This is a genomic window from Canicola haemoglobinophilus (assembly GCF_002015075.1).
In the GTDB taxonomy this organism is placed as follows: Bacteria; Pseudomonadota; Gammaproteobacteria; order Enterobacterales; family Pasteurellaceae; genus Canicola; species Canicola haemoglobinophilus.
In genome coordinates this window covers 1-15,058 of the sequence record NZ_MUXZ01000012.1, presented here as the reverse complement: position 1 = coordinate 15,058, position 15,058 = coordinate 1, and the positions used below count along the sequence as shown (strand labels likewise).

At 36.6% G+C, this 15,058-nt stretch carries 10 protein-coding genes and 1 pseudogene; 9 read left to right on the top strand and 2 right to left on the bottom strand.

Annotated features, from left to right (window positions below; translation table 11 throughout):
* Positions 1-45: 45 nt before the first annotated feature.
* The 3 genes and pseudogenes from B0186_RS05065 (at position 46) to nrdG (ending at position 4,776) form a co-directional block, all read left to right on the top strand.
* Positions 46-1,835 (top strand): annotated as a pseudogene (locus B0186_RS05065) (ABC transporter ATP-binding protein/permease).
* Positions 1,836-2,128: 293 nt separating this feature from the next.
* The gene (nrdD, locus tag B0186_RS05060) at positions 2,129-4,255 is read left to right on the top strand and encodes an anaerobic ribonucleoside-triphosphate reductase (protein WP_078218305.1); all 2,127 of its coding nucleotides are present in this window, start codon (positions 2,129-2,131) and stop codon (positions 4,253-4,255) included.
* Positions 4,256-4,311: 56 nt separating this feature from the next.
* Entirely contained in the window at positions 4,312-4,776 is a 465-nt protein-coding gene (nrdG, locus tag B0186_RS05055) for an anaerobic ribonucleoside-triphosphate reductase-activating protein (RefSeq protein ID WP_078218350.1), read from the top strand.
* 107 nt (positions 4,777-4,883) lie between these two features.
* Here the strand turns inward: nrdG and B0186_RS05050 are convergent, their stop codons facing one another.
* Together B0186_RS05050 and gap are read right to left on the bottom strand one after the other, a co-directional pair.
* A complete protein-coding gene (locus tag B0186_RS05050) occupies positions 4,884-6,695 on the bottom strand; it encodes an AMP-dependent synthetase/ligase (protein WP_078218304.1) in 1,812 nt (603 codons plus the stop codon).
* A gap of 245 nt (positions 6,696-6,940) precedes the next feature.
* On the bottom strand, positions 6,941-7,945 hold the full coding sequence (gap, locus tag B0186_RS05045) for a type I glyceraldehyde-3-phosphate dehydrogenase (protein WP_078218303.1): 1,005 nt from the start codon (positions 7,943-7,945) through the stop codon (positions 6,941-6,943).
* Between the two features lie 306 nt (positions 7,946-8,251).
* On the opposite strand from gap, the gene gmk reads away from it, so the two are divergent.
* From gmk to B0186_RS05015, 6 genes are all read left to right on the top strand, one after another.
* Positions 8,252-8,878 (top strand): guanylate kinase, encoded by a 627-nt coding sequence (gene gmk, locus B0186_RS05040; protein ID WP_078218302.1) that lies wholly within the window; start codon positions 8,252-8,254, stop codon positions 8,876-8,878.
* A 77-nt stretch (positions 8,879-8,955) separates the two neighbouring features.
* Entirely contained in the window at positions 8,956-9,222 is a 267-nt protein-coding gene (rpoZ, locus tag B0186_RS05035) for a DNA-directed RNA polymerase subunit omega (RefSeq protein ID WP_078218301.1), read from the top strand.
* 73 nt (positions 9,223-9,295) lie between these two features.
* Entirely contained in the window at positions 9,296-11,419 is a 2,124-nt protein-coding gene (gene spoT / locus B0186_RS05030; RefSeq protein WP_078218300.1) for a bifunctional GTP diphosphokinase/guanosine-3',5'-bis pyrophosphate 3'-pyrophosphohydrolase, read from the top strand.
* The gene (recG, locus tag B0186_RS05025) at positions 11,419-13,500 is read left to right on the top strand and encodes an ATP-dependent DNA helicase RecG (RefSeq protein ID WP_078218299.1); all 2,082 of its coding nucleotides are present in this window, start codon (positions 11,419-11,421) and stop codon (positions 13,498-13,500) included. The genes spoT and recG overlap by 1 nt, the downstream gene beginning before the upstream one ends.
* A 69-nt stretch (positions 13,501-13,569) precedes the next feature.
* Complete coding sequence (murI, locus tag B0186_RS05020) at positions 13,570-14,376, top strand: glutamate racemase (protein WP_078218298.1); 807 nt, start codon at positions 13,570-13,572, stop codon at positions 14,374-14,376.
* Positions 14,377-14,443: 67 nt separating this feature from the next.
* A complete protein-coding gene (locus tag B0186_RS05015) occupies positions 14,444-14,863 on the top strand; it encodes a PH domain-containing protein (RefSeq protein ID WP_235817182.1) in 420 nt (139 codons plus the stop codon).
* The last annotated feature ends 195 nt before the right edge of the window (positions 14,864-15,058 follow it).

The window sequence follows — 15,058 nt, the reverse complement described above, 5'->3', positions numbered from 1 at the left end:
ATTGAATTTTATTTAATCCTTTTATAAGAGGTTTTGAAAACAAAAATGAATTGGTCAGAAGAACTTTTTACCTCATTGCTTTGGATCGCAAAAAGTTTGGCGATAACTAGCTTAGTTTTCTCTTTAATTTTATATTTCTTAACAAAAACAACGAGATGGGGACATCAGTTCTGGTTATTGGCACAAAGTTATTTATCACCAAGCCGCAGCCTTATACCTCTTAGCTATTTTTGGGTCATTGTCTTTTTTAATTTGTTGTCAGTGCGGTTAGATATTTTATTTTCTCATTGGTATAAATCTATGTATGACGCACTACAAGAAATGAATGTGGCAGGATTTTGGCAGCAAATGATAGTTTTCTCGCTTTTAGCAGCGGTGCATGTGTTTAATGTTTTATTGACTTACTATATTTCTCAACATTTTAAAATTAAATGGCGGATTTGGCTCAATAATGAAATGTTAGATAAATGGTCTGGCAACCAGTCCTATTATAAAACGCAGTACTTAGAAAATCAGTTGGATAACCCTGACCAACGTATTCAGCAAGATATTGATGCCTATATTTCTAATTCTTTGACCTTTGCCACTGGTGTGATTTCTTCAACTGTTTCTTTAGTTGCTTTTACCATTATTCTATGGGATTTATCCGGGCCTATGGAAATCATGGGCTATGAAATCCCACATATGATGGTATTTTTAGTCTTTATCTATGTATTAGTAAGTAGTGTGATTGCCTTTAGAATTGGGCGACCATTAATTCAATTAAACTTTGCTAATGAGCGCTTAAATGCGAATTACCGTTATTCCTTAATTCGTTTAAAAGAATATGCGGAAAGTATTGCCTTTTATCGTGGCGAAAATATGGAAAAATCAATGCTACTACGCCAATTTGACAAAGTTATTGGTAATTTATGGCAAATAATTTACCGCACTTTGAAACTATCTGGTTTTAACTTAGTGGTATCGCAAGTCTCTGTTATTTTTCCATTTATTATTCAAGCCGCTCGTTATTTTGCTGGACAAATTAAGCTAGGTGATTTAATTCAAACTTCACAAGCTTTTGGTAAAGTTCAATCTGCATTATCTTTTTATCGAAATTCCTATGATGATTTTGCTGCTTATCGTGCAGTACTAGATCGTCTTACAGGATTTCATAGCGCAGTTCAGGCCGCTAACCAGCCATCTAAAACCTATATTGAGAGCCATGTTTCTTCGGTTATATTTGAGCATTTAGATATTAATACACCTGATGGAAATACCTTGATTAAAAATTTGAATTTAACTCTTGAACAAGGTTCATCTTTGCTTATTCAAGGTAAATCTGGTGCTGGGAAGACGACTTTATTACGTACCGCAGCAGATTATGGCCTTACTCAGAAGGAAAAATTTATCGTCCACAACAAGAAACATTATTTTTAGCACAAAAAGCTTATTTACCGCAGGGGCGTTTGATTGATGCGCTTTATTACCCTGAACTAGCTCCGGTTGATGTTGAGATTGATAAAGTAAACTATATTTTACAACAAGTTCATTTGGCACATCTTATTGATAAACTTGAAATAGAAAATGACTGGACTAGAGTGTTATCTCTGGGCGAGCAGCAACGTTTAGCCTTTGCTCGAGTTTTATTGCATAAACCTAAGGTTGTTTTTCTTGATGAGGCGACATCAAGTATGGATGAAGGGCTTGAAGATGCAATGTACCGCTTGTTGTTGGCAAAATTGCCTTGTACAACATTAATTAGTGTGGGACATCGTTCTACTTTGCATAAGCATCATCAACAATATTTACATATTAACAGCGATAAAAGTTGGCAACTGATAAACCGCACTTAGTTGGTTTAATCAAAAGTATTTTGCTTATTGAGCAATGAATAACATTTATCCGTCAGCCTTGAGTTGATGGATTTTTTTATGTTTTTAATTTGATTTAAATCAAATAATATTACTTTTATTTGATAATTATTCTCAATAATGAAGTGTGATTTTTATTAATAAAATTAAACTTTTATAGTTTTTTTATGGGGAATAATCTGACAAATATCACAATATATAGTGGTTGAAATATATAAAATATCTATATATAGTGTCGCTCGGTTTTATCAAACACAACATATAGGTTATTCAAAATGGGGTCATTCTTCGTCATTAAGCGTGATGGTTCACGAGTTTCTTTTGAACTACAGCGCATCATCAACGCTATCAAAAAAGCTGCAAGTGCGGTCAATATTCAAGATGAAATGTTTTGTCATAAAATGGGGCAACTTGTTTGTGATGATATTTTTGCACATCATCAGCAAGAAATTGACATTAGTCGTATTCAACAAATTGTCGAAAATCATTTGATGAGTAGCCAATATCCACAGGTGGCACGAGCTTATATTGAGTATCGTCATGATCGTGATTTAGCCAGAGAAAAACGTAGCAATTTAACTCAGGAAATCGAAGGCTTAATTGAGCAAAGTAATGTGGAATTATTAAATGAGAACGCCAATAAAGATGCTAAGGTCATTCCAACTCAGCGTGATTTGTTAGCTGGTATTGTGGCTAAGCATTATGCTAAACGCTACATTCTGCCAAAAGATGTAGTTGAAGCACATGAAAAAGGTGAAATTCATTATCATGATTTAGATTACGCTCCATTTTTCCCCATGTTTAACTGTATGTTGGTGGACTTAAAGGGAATGTTAAGCCAAGGCTTTAAAATGGGGAATGCAGAAATTGAGCCACCGAAATCTATTGGCACCGCAACTGCCGTTACAGCACAAATTATTGCTCAAGTAGCAAGTCATATTTATGGTGGCACAACCATTAATCGTATTGATGAAGTACTTGCCCCTTATGTTCAGTTGAGTTACGAAAAACTACTTAAAACCGCACAACAATGGCATATTAAAAACGCCGAAAATTACGCCCGCACTTTAATTGAAAAAGAATGTTTTGATGCCTTTCAATCTTTGGAATATGAAGTAAATACCTTGCATACATCAAATGGACAAACGCCTTTTGTGACCTTTGGTTTTGGCTTAGGCACAAGTTGGCAAGAGCGGTTAATTCAGCAGTCAATTTTGCGTAATCGTATTCGTGGGTTAGGTAAAAATCACAAAACTCCTGTTTTCCCGAAATTAGTCTTTACGATTAAAAAAGGGGTCAATCAACATTCCGCAGATCCAAATTATGATATTAAGCAACTGGCTTTAGAATGTGCATCAAAACGTATGTATCCAGATATTCTTAATTATGAACGAGTGGTTGAAGTGACAGGTTCTTTTAAAGCACCAATGGGTTGTCGCAGTTTTTTAGGGGCTTACGAAGAAAATAACCAATTAATTCATGATGGACGCAATAATTTAGGTGTAGTCAGCCTTAATTTACCTCGCATTGCATTAGAAGCTAAAGGCGATGAGCAACAATTTTATGCTCTTTTAAAAGAGCGGTTAGAAATTGCTAAGAAAGCATTAATGACCAGAATTGCTCGTTTGGAAAATACCAAAGCAAGAGTAGCGCCTATTTTATATATGGAAGGGGCTTGTGGTGTTCGCTTGAAAGCTGATGATAATGTGGCACAAATCTTTAAAAACGGCAGAGCCTCTATTTCATTGGGTTATATTGGTATTCATGAAACCATTAATGCTTTATTTGGTGGTAAGCATATTTATGATGATGTACAACTACGTGAAAAAGGTATTGAAATTGTACGCTTCTTGAGTGAGAAAGTAGCACAATGGAAAGAAGAAACTGGCTATGCCTTTAGTTTATATTCAACGCCAAGCGAAAACTTATGTGATCGTTTTTGTCGTTTAGATACTAAGCAATTTGGCGTAGTTGAAGGCGTTACAGATAAAGGCTATTACACCAACAGCTATCATTTAGATGTGGAGAAGAAAGTCAATCCTTACGATAAATTGGATTTTGAAATGCCTTATCCGCCTTTAGCGAGCGGCGGATTTATTTGTTACGGCGAATATCCAAATATTCAGCATAATTTGAAAGCTCTAGAAGATGTCTGGGATTATGCTTATGAACGAGTGCCTTATTATGGGACGAATACGCCGATTGATGAATGTTATGAATGTGGCTTTACCGGTGAATTTAGTTGCACAAGTAAGGGCTTTACTTGTCCTAAGTGCGGTAATCATGATAGCGAAAAAGTTTCTGTAACACGCCGTGTTTGTGGTTATTTAGGCAGCCCAGATGCACGTCCATTTAATGCTGGAAAGCAAGAAGAAGTTAAACGCCGAGTAAAACATTTATAGAAGGGAGAAAAGTGCGGTATAAAATCCTATCATTTTTGACCGCACTTTATCTGACAATGAATTATCTGCAATATTATCCTGTTGATATCGTAAATGGCGAAGGTACTCGCTGTACTTTATTTGTCAGCGGTTGCTCTCATGCTTGTAAAGGTTGCTATAACCAAAAAAGTTGGTCATTTAAGGCTGGCGTGTTATTTGATCAAGCAATGGAAGATCAAATTATTCGAGATTTAAAAGATACTCGAATTTGCCGCCAAGGCTTGAGCCTAACGGGCGGAGATCCTTTACATCCGCAAAATGTCACCGCACTTTTACCCTTCGTTCAGCGAGTAAAGAGAGAATGTCCTGATAAAGATATTTGGTTATGGACGGGTTATTTATTGTCCGAACTTGATGAATTGCAACAGAAAATGTTGCCTTATATTGATGTTTTAATTGATGGCAAGTTTGAGCAAGAAAAAGTCGATCCAAGCTTAATTTGGCGAGGATCGGCTAATCAGGTTATTTATAAGTTTAAATAGGATAGCCTAGTTACTCCATTAATGTTTCAAAATTATCATAGGGTAAACCTATTAAAATAGGCGCAATGATTAATTTAAGATTATCAATTCATTCTGAGTATTCTAGCTTAAACTTTCGCTTTATCTTTATACATTGCCTCAATTTGTTTTTTATAACGTTCTAAAATCACTTTACGGCGCAATTTTAAAGTGGGCGTAATTTCATTCATTGCGGTAGTGAATGCTTGTGGTAATAGGGTAAATTTTTTCACTTGCTCAAAACTTGGTAGTTCTTTTTGCAATTTATGAATACGTTTCTCAAACATCTGAATGATTTCAGAATTTTTAACTAATTCTATGCGATCTTGATATTTAATATTTAATTGTTTTGCGTATTCTTCCAAGCTTTCAAAGCAAGGCACAATTAAAGCAGACACGTATTTTTTCGCATCAGCAATGATTGCAATTTGTTCAATAAATTTATCTTTACCAATTTTTCCTTCAATATATTGAGGTGCAATATATTTTCCGTTTGAAGTTTTCATTAGCTCTTTAATTCGATCGGTAATATATAAATGTCCCTGAGCATCAAATTCTCCAGCATCTCCTGTTTTGAGGAAACCATCTGAGGTAAAGGCATTTGCAGTTTCTTCTGGTTTTTTATAATAACCTCGCATAACCATGCCACCGCGCACTAAGATTTCATTATTTTCACCAATTTTTACTTCAGTACCGGGCATCAGTTCACCAATAGAATTTGGCTCAAAATGATCGTCTTTCCAACAAGAAACCGTTGCGGTGGTTTCAGTCATGCCATAACCTAATTTGATGTTGATACCGATGCTGTGGAAGAATAATCCAATAGCTGGTTCCAGTTTTGCTCCACCACAAGGCATCATACGAATACGACCACCAAGTAAATGACGTAATTTAGATAAGACTAGTTTGTTAGCTAAAGCATATTTTTTCTTGAGTAACCAATTAATTGGTTTCTTCTCTGTTTTCAGATCAAAATATTGCTGTCCAATTTTCATTGCCCAGTTAAATATCTCTTGGTGGAAAAATGGTGCTTTTTGAACTTTGTCATGAATTGCGGTATAGATTTTTTCGTAAAATCTTGGTACCGCGCACATTAAGGTTGGGCGAATTTCACCTAATGCCATTCTCACTTGATTTGTATCTTCAATGTAACAATTTGTTGCGCCACGATGTAGCACATAGGCTACCCAAGCTCGCTCAAAAATATGTGAAAATGGTAAGAAAGAAAGAGAAATATCATTATGATCAATAGGTTTTAGAGCTTGATCATGAGCTTTAAGTTGATGAGCAAGATTATTGTAATCTAGCATTACCCCTTTCGGTTCTCCCGTTGTACCAGAGGTATAAATAATGGTAAATAAGTCATCAAGTTGTTTTGTATTTAGACGATTTTCTAATTCTGTTTGCTGTGTATTTTGTGCAGATTGAATAAACTCTTGCCAAGTTAATGCCAATGGATGATTTTTCAGATCAATGGTTTCTTTCATCGCAACAATTTTTTGTAGTTGCGGGCAATTTTCAATAATACTTATACTTTGATCAAATTGTTCTTGGTCGCCCACAAATAGAATTTTCATATCCGCATTGTTGATAATAAATTCTGCTTGTTGAGCGGTATTTGTTGCGTAAATGGGAACCGTAATGGCACGAATTTGTAAGGTTGCAATGTCCGCAATTGTCCAGCGTGGCATATTGTGCGCAAAAATCCCAATTTTGTCTTGGATTTGGATATTATGAGTGAGGAGTGCTAATGACAGTTGATCAACTTTTTGTTGTAATTTACCCCAAGAAATATCAAACCATTTGTCTTGTTTAAGATAGCGAAGTGCGGTGTGATTTTCGAGTTTTTTGCATTGTTGGCGAACTCGATTAATAAAATGAAAATCTAGTTGAGTATTCATTTTTATATTTCCTTTATTTATCGGTGTTCCTTTTAGAACAAAACTTATTTTAGCTAACACTTGTGCGCTAATATAATGTTTTAGGAAATAAAATGCTAGTGGGAAGATGAAAAAATCTTGTGTTATTAATGGTGGGTGTATTTAAAATTGAGTAAACAAGTGTGAGTTAAACAGATAAGAAAGGGAACTTTGTTGGGGAATAAAAAACCGCTCATAAAGAGCGGTCTTTTGCGTAAGGATTTTAATTAGCCTTTGTAGTTATATACGTGAGCAACTAAATCTAATACTTTGTTTGAGTAACCAGTTTCGTTATCGTACCAAGATACTAATTTAACGAAAGTATCTGTTAATGCGATACCTGCTGCAGCATCGAATACAGAAGTTAATGTGCAACCGTTGAAGTCTGTAGAAACTACTGCGTCCTCAGTGTAGCCTAAAACGCCTTTCATTTCATTTTCAGATGCACGTTTGATTTCTGCACAGATTTCAGCATAAGTTGCTGGTTTTTCTAAGTTTACAGTTAAGTCAACAACAGAAACGTTTGGAGTTGGCACGCGGAATGCCATACCAGTTAATTTGCCGTTTAATGCAGGGATAACTTTACCAACTGCTTTAGCTGCACCAGTTGAAGAAGGGATAATGTTTTGAGCAGCACCACGACCACCACGCCAGTCTTTCGCAGAAGGACCATCAACAGTTTTTTGAGTTGCTGTTGTTGCGTGAACTGTTGTCATTAAACCGTCTTTGATACCGAATTTGTCATTGATTACTTTAGCTAATGGCGCTAAGCAGTTTGTTGTACAAGATGCGTTAGAAACGATGTCTTGACCTGCATAAGTATCGAAGTTAACACCCTTAACAAACATTGGAGTTGCATCTTTAGATGGACCTGTTAAAACAACTTTTTTCGCTCCAGCAGTGATGTGCTTACGAGCGCTTGTATCATCTAAGAATAAACCAGTTGCCTCAACAGCAATATCAACACCAATTTCATTCCATTTTAAGTTAGCTGGATCACGCTCAGAAGTTACACGAATAGCCTTGCCGTTAACTACTAAGTTACCATCTTTAACTTCTACAGTACCATCGAAATGACCGTGAGTTGAATCATATTTTAACATGTAAGCCATGTATTCAACATCGATTAAGTCATTGATACCTACAACTTCAATATCATCACGATGTTGTGCTGCGCGGAATACGATACGACCAATACGACCGAAACCATTGATACCAATTTTAATTGCCATAAGATTTTCACCTTTAATTTAAGTTAAACAAAACTGTTACACATGAAAGCTGAATGGATTAACTCTCATTTTGTGTCCGCGGTGGATTATAGCACGGTTTCTTTTTTTGATGAAACTAGAGGATAAAAAATAAAATCGTCACAGAAGACTTTTTGTGATCTACATCAAATTTATAGCTAAGGGCTAAAATAGGGCAAATCTGTTTGTGTTTAAGATAAATTTTTTACAAAAAAGACCGCACTTTTGCTGATTTTTTATCGATTTATCGGCATAATGAAGAGCGTTTTTCTTATTGGAGAATTAGCTATGTCACAAGGAAATCTTTATATTATCTCAGCGCCAAGTGGAGCAGGAAAATCTTCACTTATTTCTGCATTGTTAGCTCAGGATAATAACAATAAAATGATGGTGTCTGTTTCACATACTACGCGCCAACCTCGCCCTAGTGAGCAAGAAGGTGTTCATTATTATTTTGTTTCTGTTGAGCAATTTGAAGATTTGATTGCACAAGGTGCATTTTTGGAATATGCCAAGGTATTTGGTGGTAATTATTATGGTACTTCGTTGCCAGCAATTGAGAAAAATTTAGCTGAAGGAATTGATGTCTTTTTAGATATTGATTGGCAAGGAGCTCAACAAATTCGCCAAAAAGTACCAAGCGTAAAAAGTATCTTTATTCTTCCTCCGTCATTAGCTGAATTAGAACGCCGTTTAATCGGTCGAGGACAAGACAGCGAAGAGGTGATTGCAGAAAGAATGTCAAAAGCGATAAGTGAAATCTCTCATTATGATGAATATGATTATGTTATTGTGAATGATAATTTTGAACAAGCATTGGCGGATTTAAACAGTATTTTGCGTACGGAACGCCTAACTTTAGATTATCAACAGAAACAAAGTGCGGTTTTAATAGCGCAACTGCTGGAAAAATAAAAGAGAGTTTAGTATTATATTTCCCCTTTTTGTATTTGAAAATTTTTAATAAGCACAAAACTTTAGTGGAGTAAATTATGGCTCGTGTTACTGTACAAGACGCAGTTGAACAAATTGGTAATCGTTTTGATTTAATTTTGACTGCGGCACGTCGTGCAAGACAATTGCAATTACATGTGCGTGAACCTTTGGTTCCTGAAGAAAATGATAAGCCAACAGTGATTGCATTACGTGAGATTGAAAAAGGTCTAATCAATAACGATATTTTAAATGCTCAAGAACGTCACGAATCTTTACAGCAAGAAAATACGGAATTAAGTGCAATTTCATTATTTGCAGAGTAATTGATGAGTAAAACAGAAAGTGCGGTCGCTTTCTGTTTTGTTTTTATAAGGTAGTAATTTAGGTTGGTATCTCATGTATTTGTTTGAAAGTTTACATCGAATTATTCAAGGTTATTTGCCAGCTGAACAAATTGAGTTAGTTAAACGTGCATTTGTTATTGCAAGAGATGGGCATGAAGGACAGTTTCGTTCTAGTGGCGAACCTTATATTACTCACCCTGTTGCTGTGGCTTCTATTATCGCCGAAATGCGTTTGGATCATGAGGCGGTAATGGCTGCATTATTACATGATGTTATCGAAGATACGCCTTATACCGAAGAACAATTAAAAGAAGAATTTGGCGCAAGTGTAGCGGAAATTGTGGAAGGGGTTTCAAAATTAGATAAGTTGAAATTCCGTACTCGCAAAGAGGCTGAAGTGGAAAACTTCCGCAAAATGATTTTAGCCATGACCAAAGATATTCGCGTGGTGTTAATCAAACTTGCAGACCGCACTCACAATATGCGGACATTGGGAGCATTACGACCAGATAAACGCAGAAGAATTGCGAAAGAAACATTAGAGATTTATGCACCTTTGGCTCATCGCTTAGGGATTGATCATATTCGAACCGAATTAGAAGATCTTGGCTTTGAGGCAATGCATCCGCAACGCTATGCAGTGCTGAAAAAAGTCATTCAAATTGCTCGTGGTAATCGTAAAGACATGATCCAGCGTATTTCTGATGAAATTAAAGGGCGTTTGGAAGAAGTTGGCATAAAAGCGCGAGTATTTGGGCGCGAAAAACATTTATATGCTATTTATCAAAAAATGAAACTGAAAGATCAGCAGTTTCATTCCATTATGGATATTTATGCGTTCCGTGCGGTCGTAAATGATGTTGATACTTGCTATCGTGTTTTAGGGCAAATGCACAGCTTGTATAAGCCTCGTCCTGCTCGTGTAAAAGATTATATTGCAGTGCCTAAAGCCAATGGCTATCAATCTCTACACAGTTCCATGATTGGACCGCATGGTGTGCCAGTGGAAGTACAAATCCGTACTGAAGAAATGGATCAAATGGCGGAAATGGGGGTAGCAGCCCATTGGGCATATAAGCAAGCTGGAAGAAATGACAGTACCACTGCGCAAATTCGTGCTCAACGTTGGTTACAAAGCCTCGTTGAATTACAACAAAGCGTGGGGAATTCCTTTGAGTTTATTGAAAGCGTGAAATCGGAGTTCTTCCCTAAAGAGATCTACGTATTTACCCCGAAAGGTCGCATTATTGAGTTACCAAAAGGCGCAACAGCGGTAGATTTTGCTTACGCCGTTCATACTGATGTTGGACATCATTGTGTAGCTGCAACAGTCGATCGTAAACCTTATCCGCTTTCTTTTGCATTGCACTCAGGGCAAACCATTGATATTAGTGTTGATGAAAATTCAAAACCGAATTCTGGCTGGCTAAATTTTGTAGTTACAGCCAAAGCGCGTACAAGTATTCGCCAAGCATTGAAATCTCTCGGTGCAGATGAAGCCATTAATCTCGGTAAGCGTCAGTTATTACATGCGCTTTTACCAAAAAAACTCAGTGATATTCCACCGCACATTGTGCAAGAAGTTTTAGATGAACTGAAATTAACAAGTTTCAATGATTTACTCATGGAAATTGGTTTCGGTAATCAAATTAGTGGCGCAATTGCTTATCGTTTAGTGGGTGAGCCATTGAAAATTGATACTGATGGAAATCCTGAGAATAATACAGAATTATTGCAAATTAAAAGTTCGGATGGCTTATCTACTACTTTTGCACAGTGTTGCCATCCTATTCCTAGGGATCCAATCGTAGCTTATAGCAGTTCTGGTAAAGGACTTGTTATTCATCATAAAGATTGCGCAAACCTGAAAAAACGTAAAGATAATCCAGAATATTATATGCAGGTGCAATGGGAAGATGAGGATACTGCCATTGAGTTTGAAACAGAATTGCGTATTGAATTACTAAATCAACAAGGCGCATTACCTCATTTAATGTCAATGATTTCTTCTTTAGATAGCCGAATTCATAGCATCTGGACTGAAGAACAAGACGGCCGCCTATATCAAATTGTGATTTTATTAACAGTGAAAAATACCGAGCATTTAGAGCAAATTATGCGCAAGATCAAAACTGTGCCGGGATTTTTATCTGTCGAACGCAACATTAATAACTAATGAGCGCACAATTCTTAGATGCCATTCCTGTCAACTCGCTATCTGGTGTTGGTGCCGCAATAGCAGAAAAGTTAGGCAGAATTGGCATTTTTAATTTACAAGATCTTTTATTCCATTTACCAACAGGTTATGAAGATCGTACTCGCATTACGCCGATTATGGATCTTCGTGTTGATCAATATGCGACTATTGAAGGAATGGTGCAAACTTGTGATGTTCAATTTGGTCGCCGCCCTATTCTGATGGTGACACTTTCTGACGGTACTTCCAAAATTGCGTTACGCTTTTTTAATTTTAATGCAGGTATGAAAAATAGTTTTCAAGTAGGCGTTAGAGTTAAAGCTTTTGGCGAGATAAAGCGCGGGCGATTTATGGCGGAAATTCATCACCCAGAATATAAAATTATTCGTGATAATGAGCCTATTCAGTTAGAAGAAACATTGACGCCTATTTATTCAACAACGGAAGGGTTAAAGCAAAATTCCTTACGAAAGCTCACAGAACAAGCTTTGGCGTTATTGGAAAAAATACCATTAGCAGAAATATTGCCAAGTGAATTTTATCCTCATCAGGTTAGTTTGAAACAAGCTATCCAAATTTTACATCGCCCACCCCCAGATATTTCTTTGGAGCTATTAGAACAAGGAAAACATCCTGCACAATTGCGTTTAATTTTTGAAGAGCTACTGGCACATAACCTTGCTATGCAAAAAGTGCGGTATGGAACTCAACAGTTTTCAGCCTTACCTTTACATTACCAAACTGCACTGAAACAAGAGTTTCTTGCACTATTGCCATATCAACCAACAAATGCTCAACAAAGAGTTGTGGCTGAAATAGAGCATGATTTAGGGCGTTCTTTTCCAATGATGCGTTTGGTGCAAGGCGATGTGGGATCGGGTAAAACGCTCGTTGCTGCATTAGCTGCGCTTATTGCCATTGACAACGGCAAGCAAGTGGCATTAATGGCACCAACGGAAATTTTAGCTGAGCAACATGCCGCTAATTTTCAACGCTGGTTTGAGCCATTAGGGATAAAAGTAGGTTGGTTAGCTGGTAAGGTAAAAGGTAAATCTCGACAAGCGATCTTAGAAGATATGGCACAAGGCAATGTGCAAATGGTTGTCGGAACCCATGCTTTGTTCCAAGAGGATGTAGAATTTGCCGATTTAGCTTTAGTTATTGTCGATGAACAACATCGTTTTGGTGTACATCAACGTCTTATGTTGCGTGAGAAAGGAAATCGAGCAGGGAATTATCCTCATCAATTAATTATGACAGCAACACCAATTCCTCGTACGTTGGCGATGACAGTATATGCCGATTTAGATACTTCAATTATTGATGAATTACCGCCAGGACGAACACCGATTCAAACCATTGCCATATCAGAGGAGCGTAGGGCTGAAATTGTGGCAAGAGTATATAATGCTTGTGCAAATGAAAAACGTCAGGCGTATTGGGTTTGTACTTTGATTGATGAAAGTGAAGTATTAGAGGCCCAAGCCGCAGAAAGCACCGCAGAAGATCTACAAAAAGCCTTGCCTATGCTGAAGATTGGTTTAGTGCATGGCAGAATGAAAGCCAGCGAAAAGCAAGATGTGATGATGCAATTTAAAAATGCGGAATTAGATTTATTAGTGGCAACAACAGTGATTGAAGTTGGTGTTGATGTGCCTAATGCCAGTTTGATGATCATTGAAAATGCTGAGCGTTTAGGACTGGCACAATTACATCAGTTACGAGGTCGAGTAGGACGAGGTAGCACGGCATCTTATTGTGTTTTAATGTATAAATCACCTTTAAGTAAAGTATCAAGAAAGCGCTTAGAAGTGATGCGTTCAAGTCAAGATGGTTTTTTTATTTCCGAACAAGATTTAGAAATTCGTGGACCAGGCGAGGTTTTAGGCACTAAGCAAACGGGCGTTGCAGAATTTAAAGTGGCGAATTTAATGCGAGATCGCAAAATGTTACCAACAGTTCAACATTATGCTCGCCGATTAATTGCACAATCGCCTGCGCTTGCAGATGAGCTTATTCAGCGCTGGCTTAAGAATAAAGAAATTTATACTAATGCTTAGCTAGGATTTTACGGATCTTCATCAGTTAGGGATCGTATAAAAAGAGCAGTCAAATTTAGGAAAATTTTAATGAACTCTTCCATACAACCAACAATTTTATTCTTTGATTCTGGGGTAGGTGGATTTAGTGTTTATAAAGAAACTAAGCAACTTTTACCAGACTGTCATTACTTATATTGTTTTGATAACGCATTTTTTCCTTATTCAGAAAAGGAAGAGCAAGACATTATTGACCGCACTTTGAAGATTTGTCAGCAGATTAATCAAGATTATCCGCTGGATTTAATAGTGATTGCTTGTAATACAGCAAGTACGGTTGTTTTACCTTCATTACGTCAACATTTTTCTATTCCTGTTGTAGGGACTGTGCCAGCTATTAAGCCTGCAGCGGAAAGATCCGAGACAAAACATATTGGCTTACTTGCCACAAAAGGTACTGTAAAAAGAGCTTATGTGAACAATTTAATTGAAACCTATGCTCATCATTGCAACGTTGAAAAAATCGGTAGCACGAAATTAGTTGAAATCGCAGAGCAAAAATTACGAGGCGGTGCAGTTGATCTTAATGCATTAAAACAAGAGCTTAATCCATGGCAAGAGATGAAATCTCTGGATTCTGTTGTGCTAGGCTGTACTCACTTTCCTTTAATCAAAGAGGAAATAGAATGGTGTTTACCGCAAGTGAAGTTTTTCGTGGATTCAGGCAAAGCAATTGCAAAACGGGTGCAATCTTTATTGGCTAATGTGGAAGTGCGGTCAAAAATTCAGAAAAAAAATTTGATTTTTTGTACCCAACCTTTTGAACATGTACAATCTTTTCAACAAGTATTAGATTTTTGGGGATTTGAACGTTTGCTAATATTAGCAGAAGCATAATAAAACTTGAGAATTGTTTTTTTTTTGCTCTAATATAGCTCTTTTTGTAAACAATAAGGAGCTTATAATGAGTTATATCCAAAACAATTTATTAAAAGATGAAACTGTTATTTATCAAGCACAAGTTTCTTGGTGGTCACAATTAACGAGAATTATTTTAGGAATAATTTTATTACCTGTTGGTATAGGGCTTTTATTCCTAATTATTTCTTTTATTAATGTTAAAACAACAGAATTAGCATTAACCAATAAAAGGATTATAGCTAAATTTGGGTTTATTCGTCGTAGTACAGTTGAACTGCGTTTGGAAAAAATCGAAAGTATTGGTGTGCATCAAGGAGTGTTAGGACGAATGTTAGGATTTGGATCTGTTATTGTTCGTGGAACAGGTGGGACAGGAGCACCAATCCCATTTATTTCAAATCCGCTTGAATTTCGTAATCGAGTAGATTTTCACTTAGATGAAGTAGGAAAATTAAGCAAATAGTTTTCTTTTTAGTCAAAAGTTGCTACATAAATCGTCAATGAGCAAAAATCTTAAAATTTTTTGCAAAAAGTGCTTGCAAAGATTTTCGAAATGCCTATAATGCGCACCACACAACGACACGCTGTTGTGAAGTTTTGAAAAATACAGTGTGTCGTTGTTTTTTGTTCTTTAACAACTTATCAGACAATCTGTGGG

Excerpts from the sequence above, each read along its gene's own strand:
- nrdD (WP_078218305.1), top strand. The coding sequence starts at position 2,129 with ATGGGGTCATTCTTCGTCATTAAGCGTGATGGTTCACGAGTTTCTTTT.
- nrdG (WP_078218350.1), top strand. The coding sequence starts at position 4,312 with ATGAATTATCTGCAATATTATCCTGTTGATATCGTAAATGGCGAAGGT.
- B0186_RS05050 (WP_078218304.1), bottom strand. The coding sequence starts at position 6,695 with ATGAATACTCAACTAGATTTTCATTTTATTAATCGAGTTCGCCAACAA.
- gap (WP_078218303.1), bottom strand. The coding sequence starts at position 7,945 with ATGGCAATTAAAATTGGTATCAATGGTTTCGGTCGTATTGGTCGTATC.
- gmk (WP_078218302.1), top strand. The coding sequence starts at position 8,252 with ATGTCACAAGGAAATCTTTATATTATCTCAGCGCCAAGTGGAGCAGGA.
- rpoZ (WP_078218301.1), top strand. The coding sequence starts at position 8,956 with ATGGCTCGTGTTACTGTACAAGACGCAGTTGAACAAATTGGTAATCGT.
- spoT (WP_078218300.1), top strand. The coding sequence starts at position 9,296 with ATGTATTTGTTTGAAAGTTTACATCGAATTATTCAAGGTTATTTGCCA.
- recG (WP_078218299.1), top strand. The coding sequence starts at position 11,419 with ATGAGCGCACAATTCTTAGATGCCATTCCTGTCAACTCGCTATCTGGT.
- murI (WP_078218298.1), top strand. The coding sequence starts at position 13,570 with ATGAACTCTTCCATACAACCAACAATTTTATTCTTTGATTCTGGGGTA.
- B0186_RS05015 (WP_235817182.1), top strand. The coding sequence starts at position 14,444 with ATGAGTTATATCCAAAACAATTTATTAAAAGATGAAACTGTTATTTAT.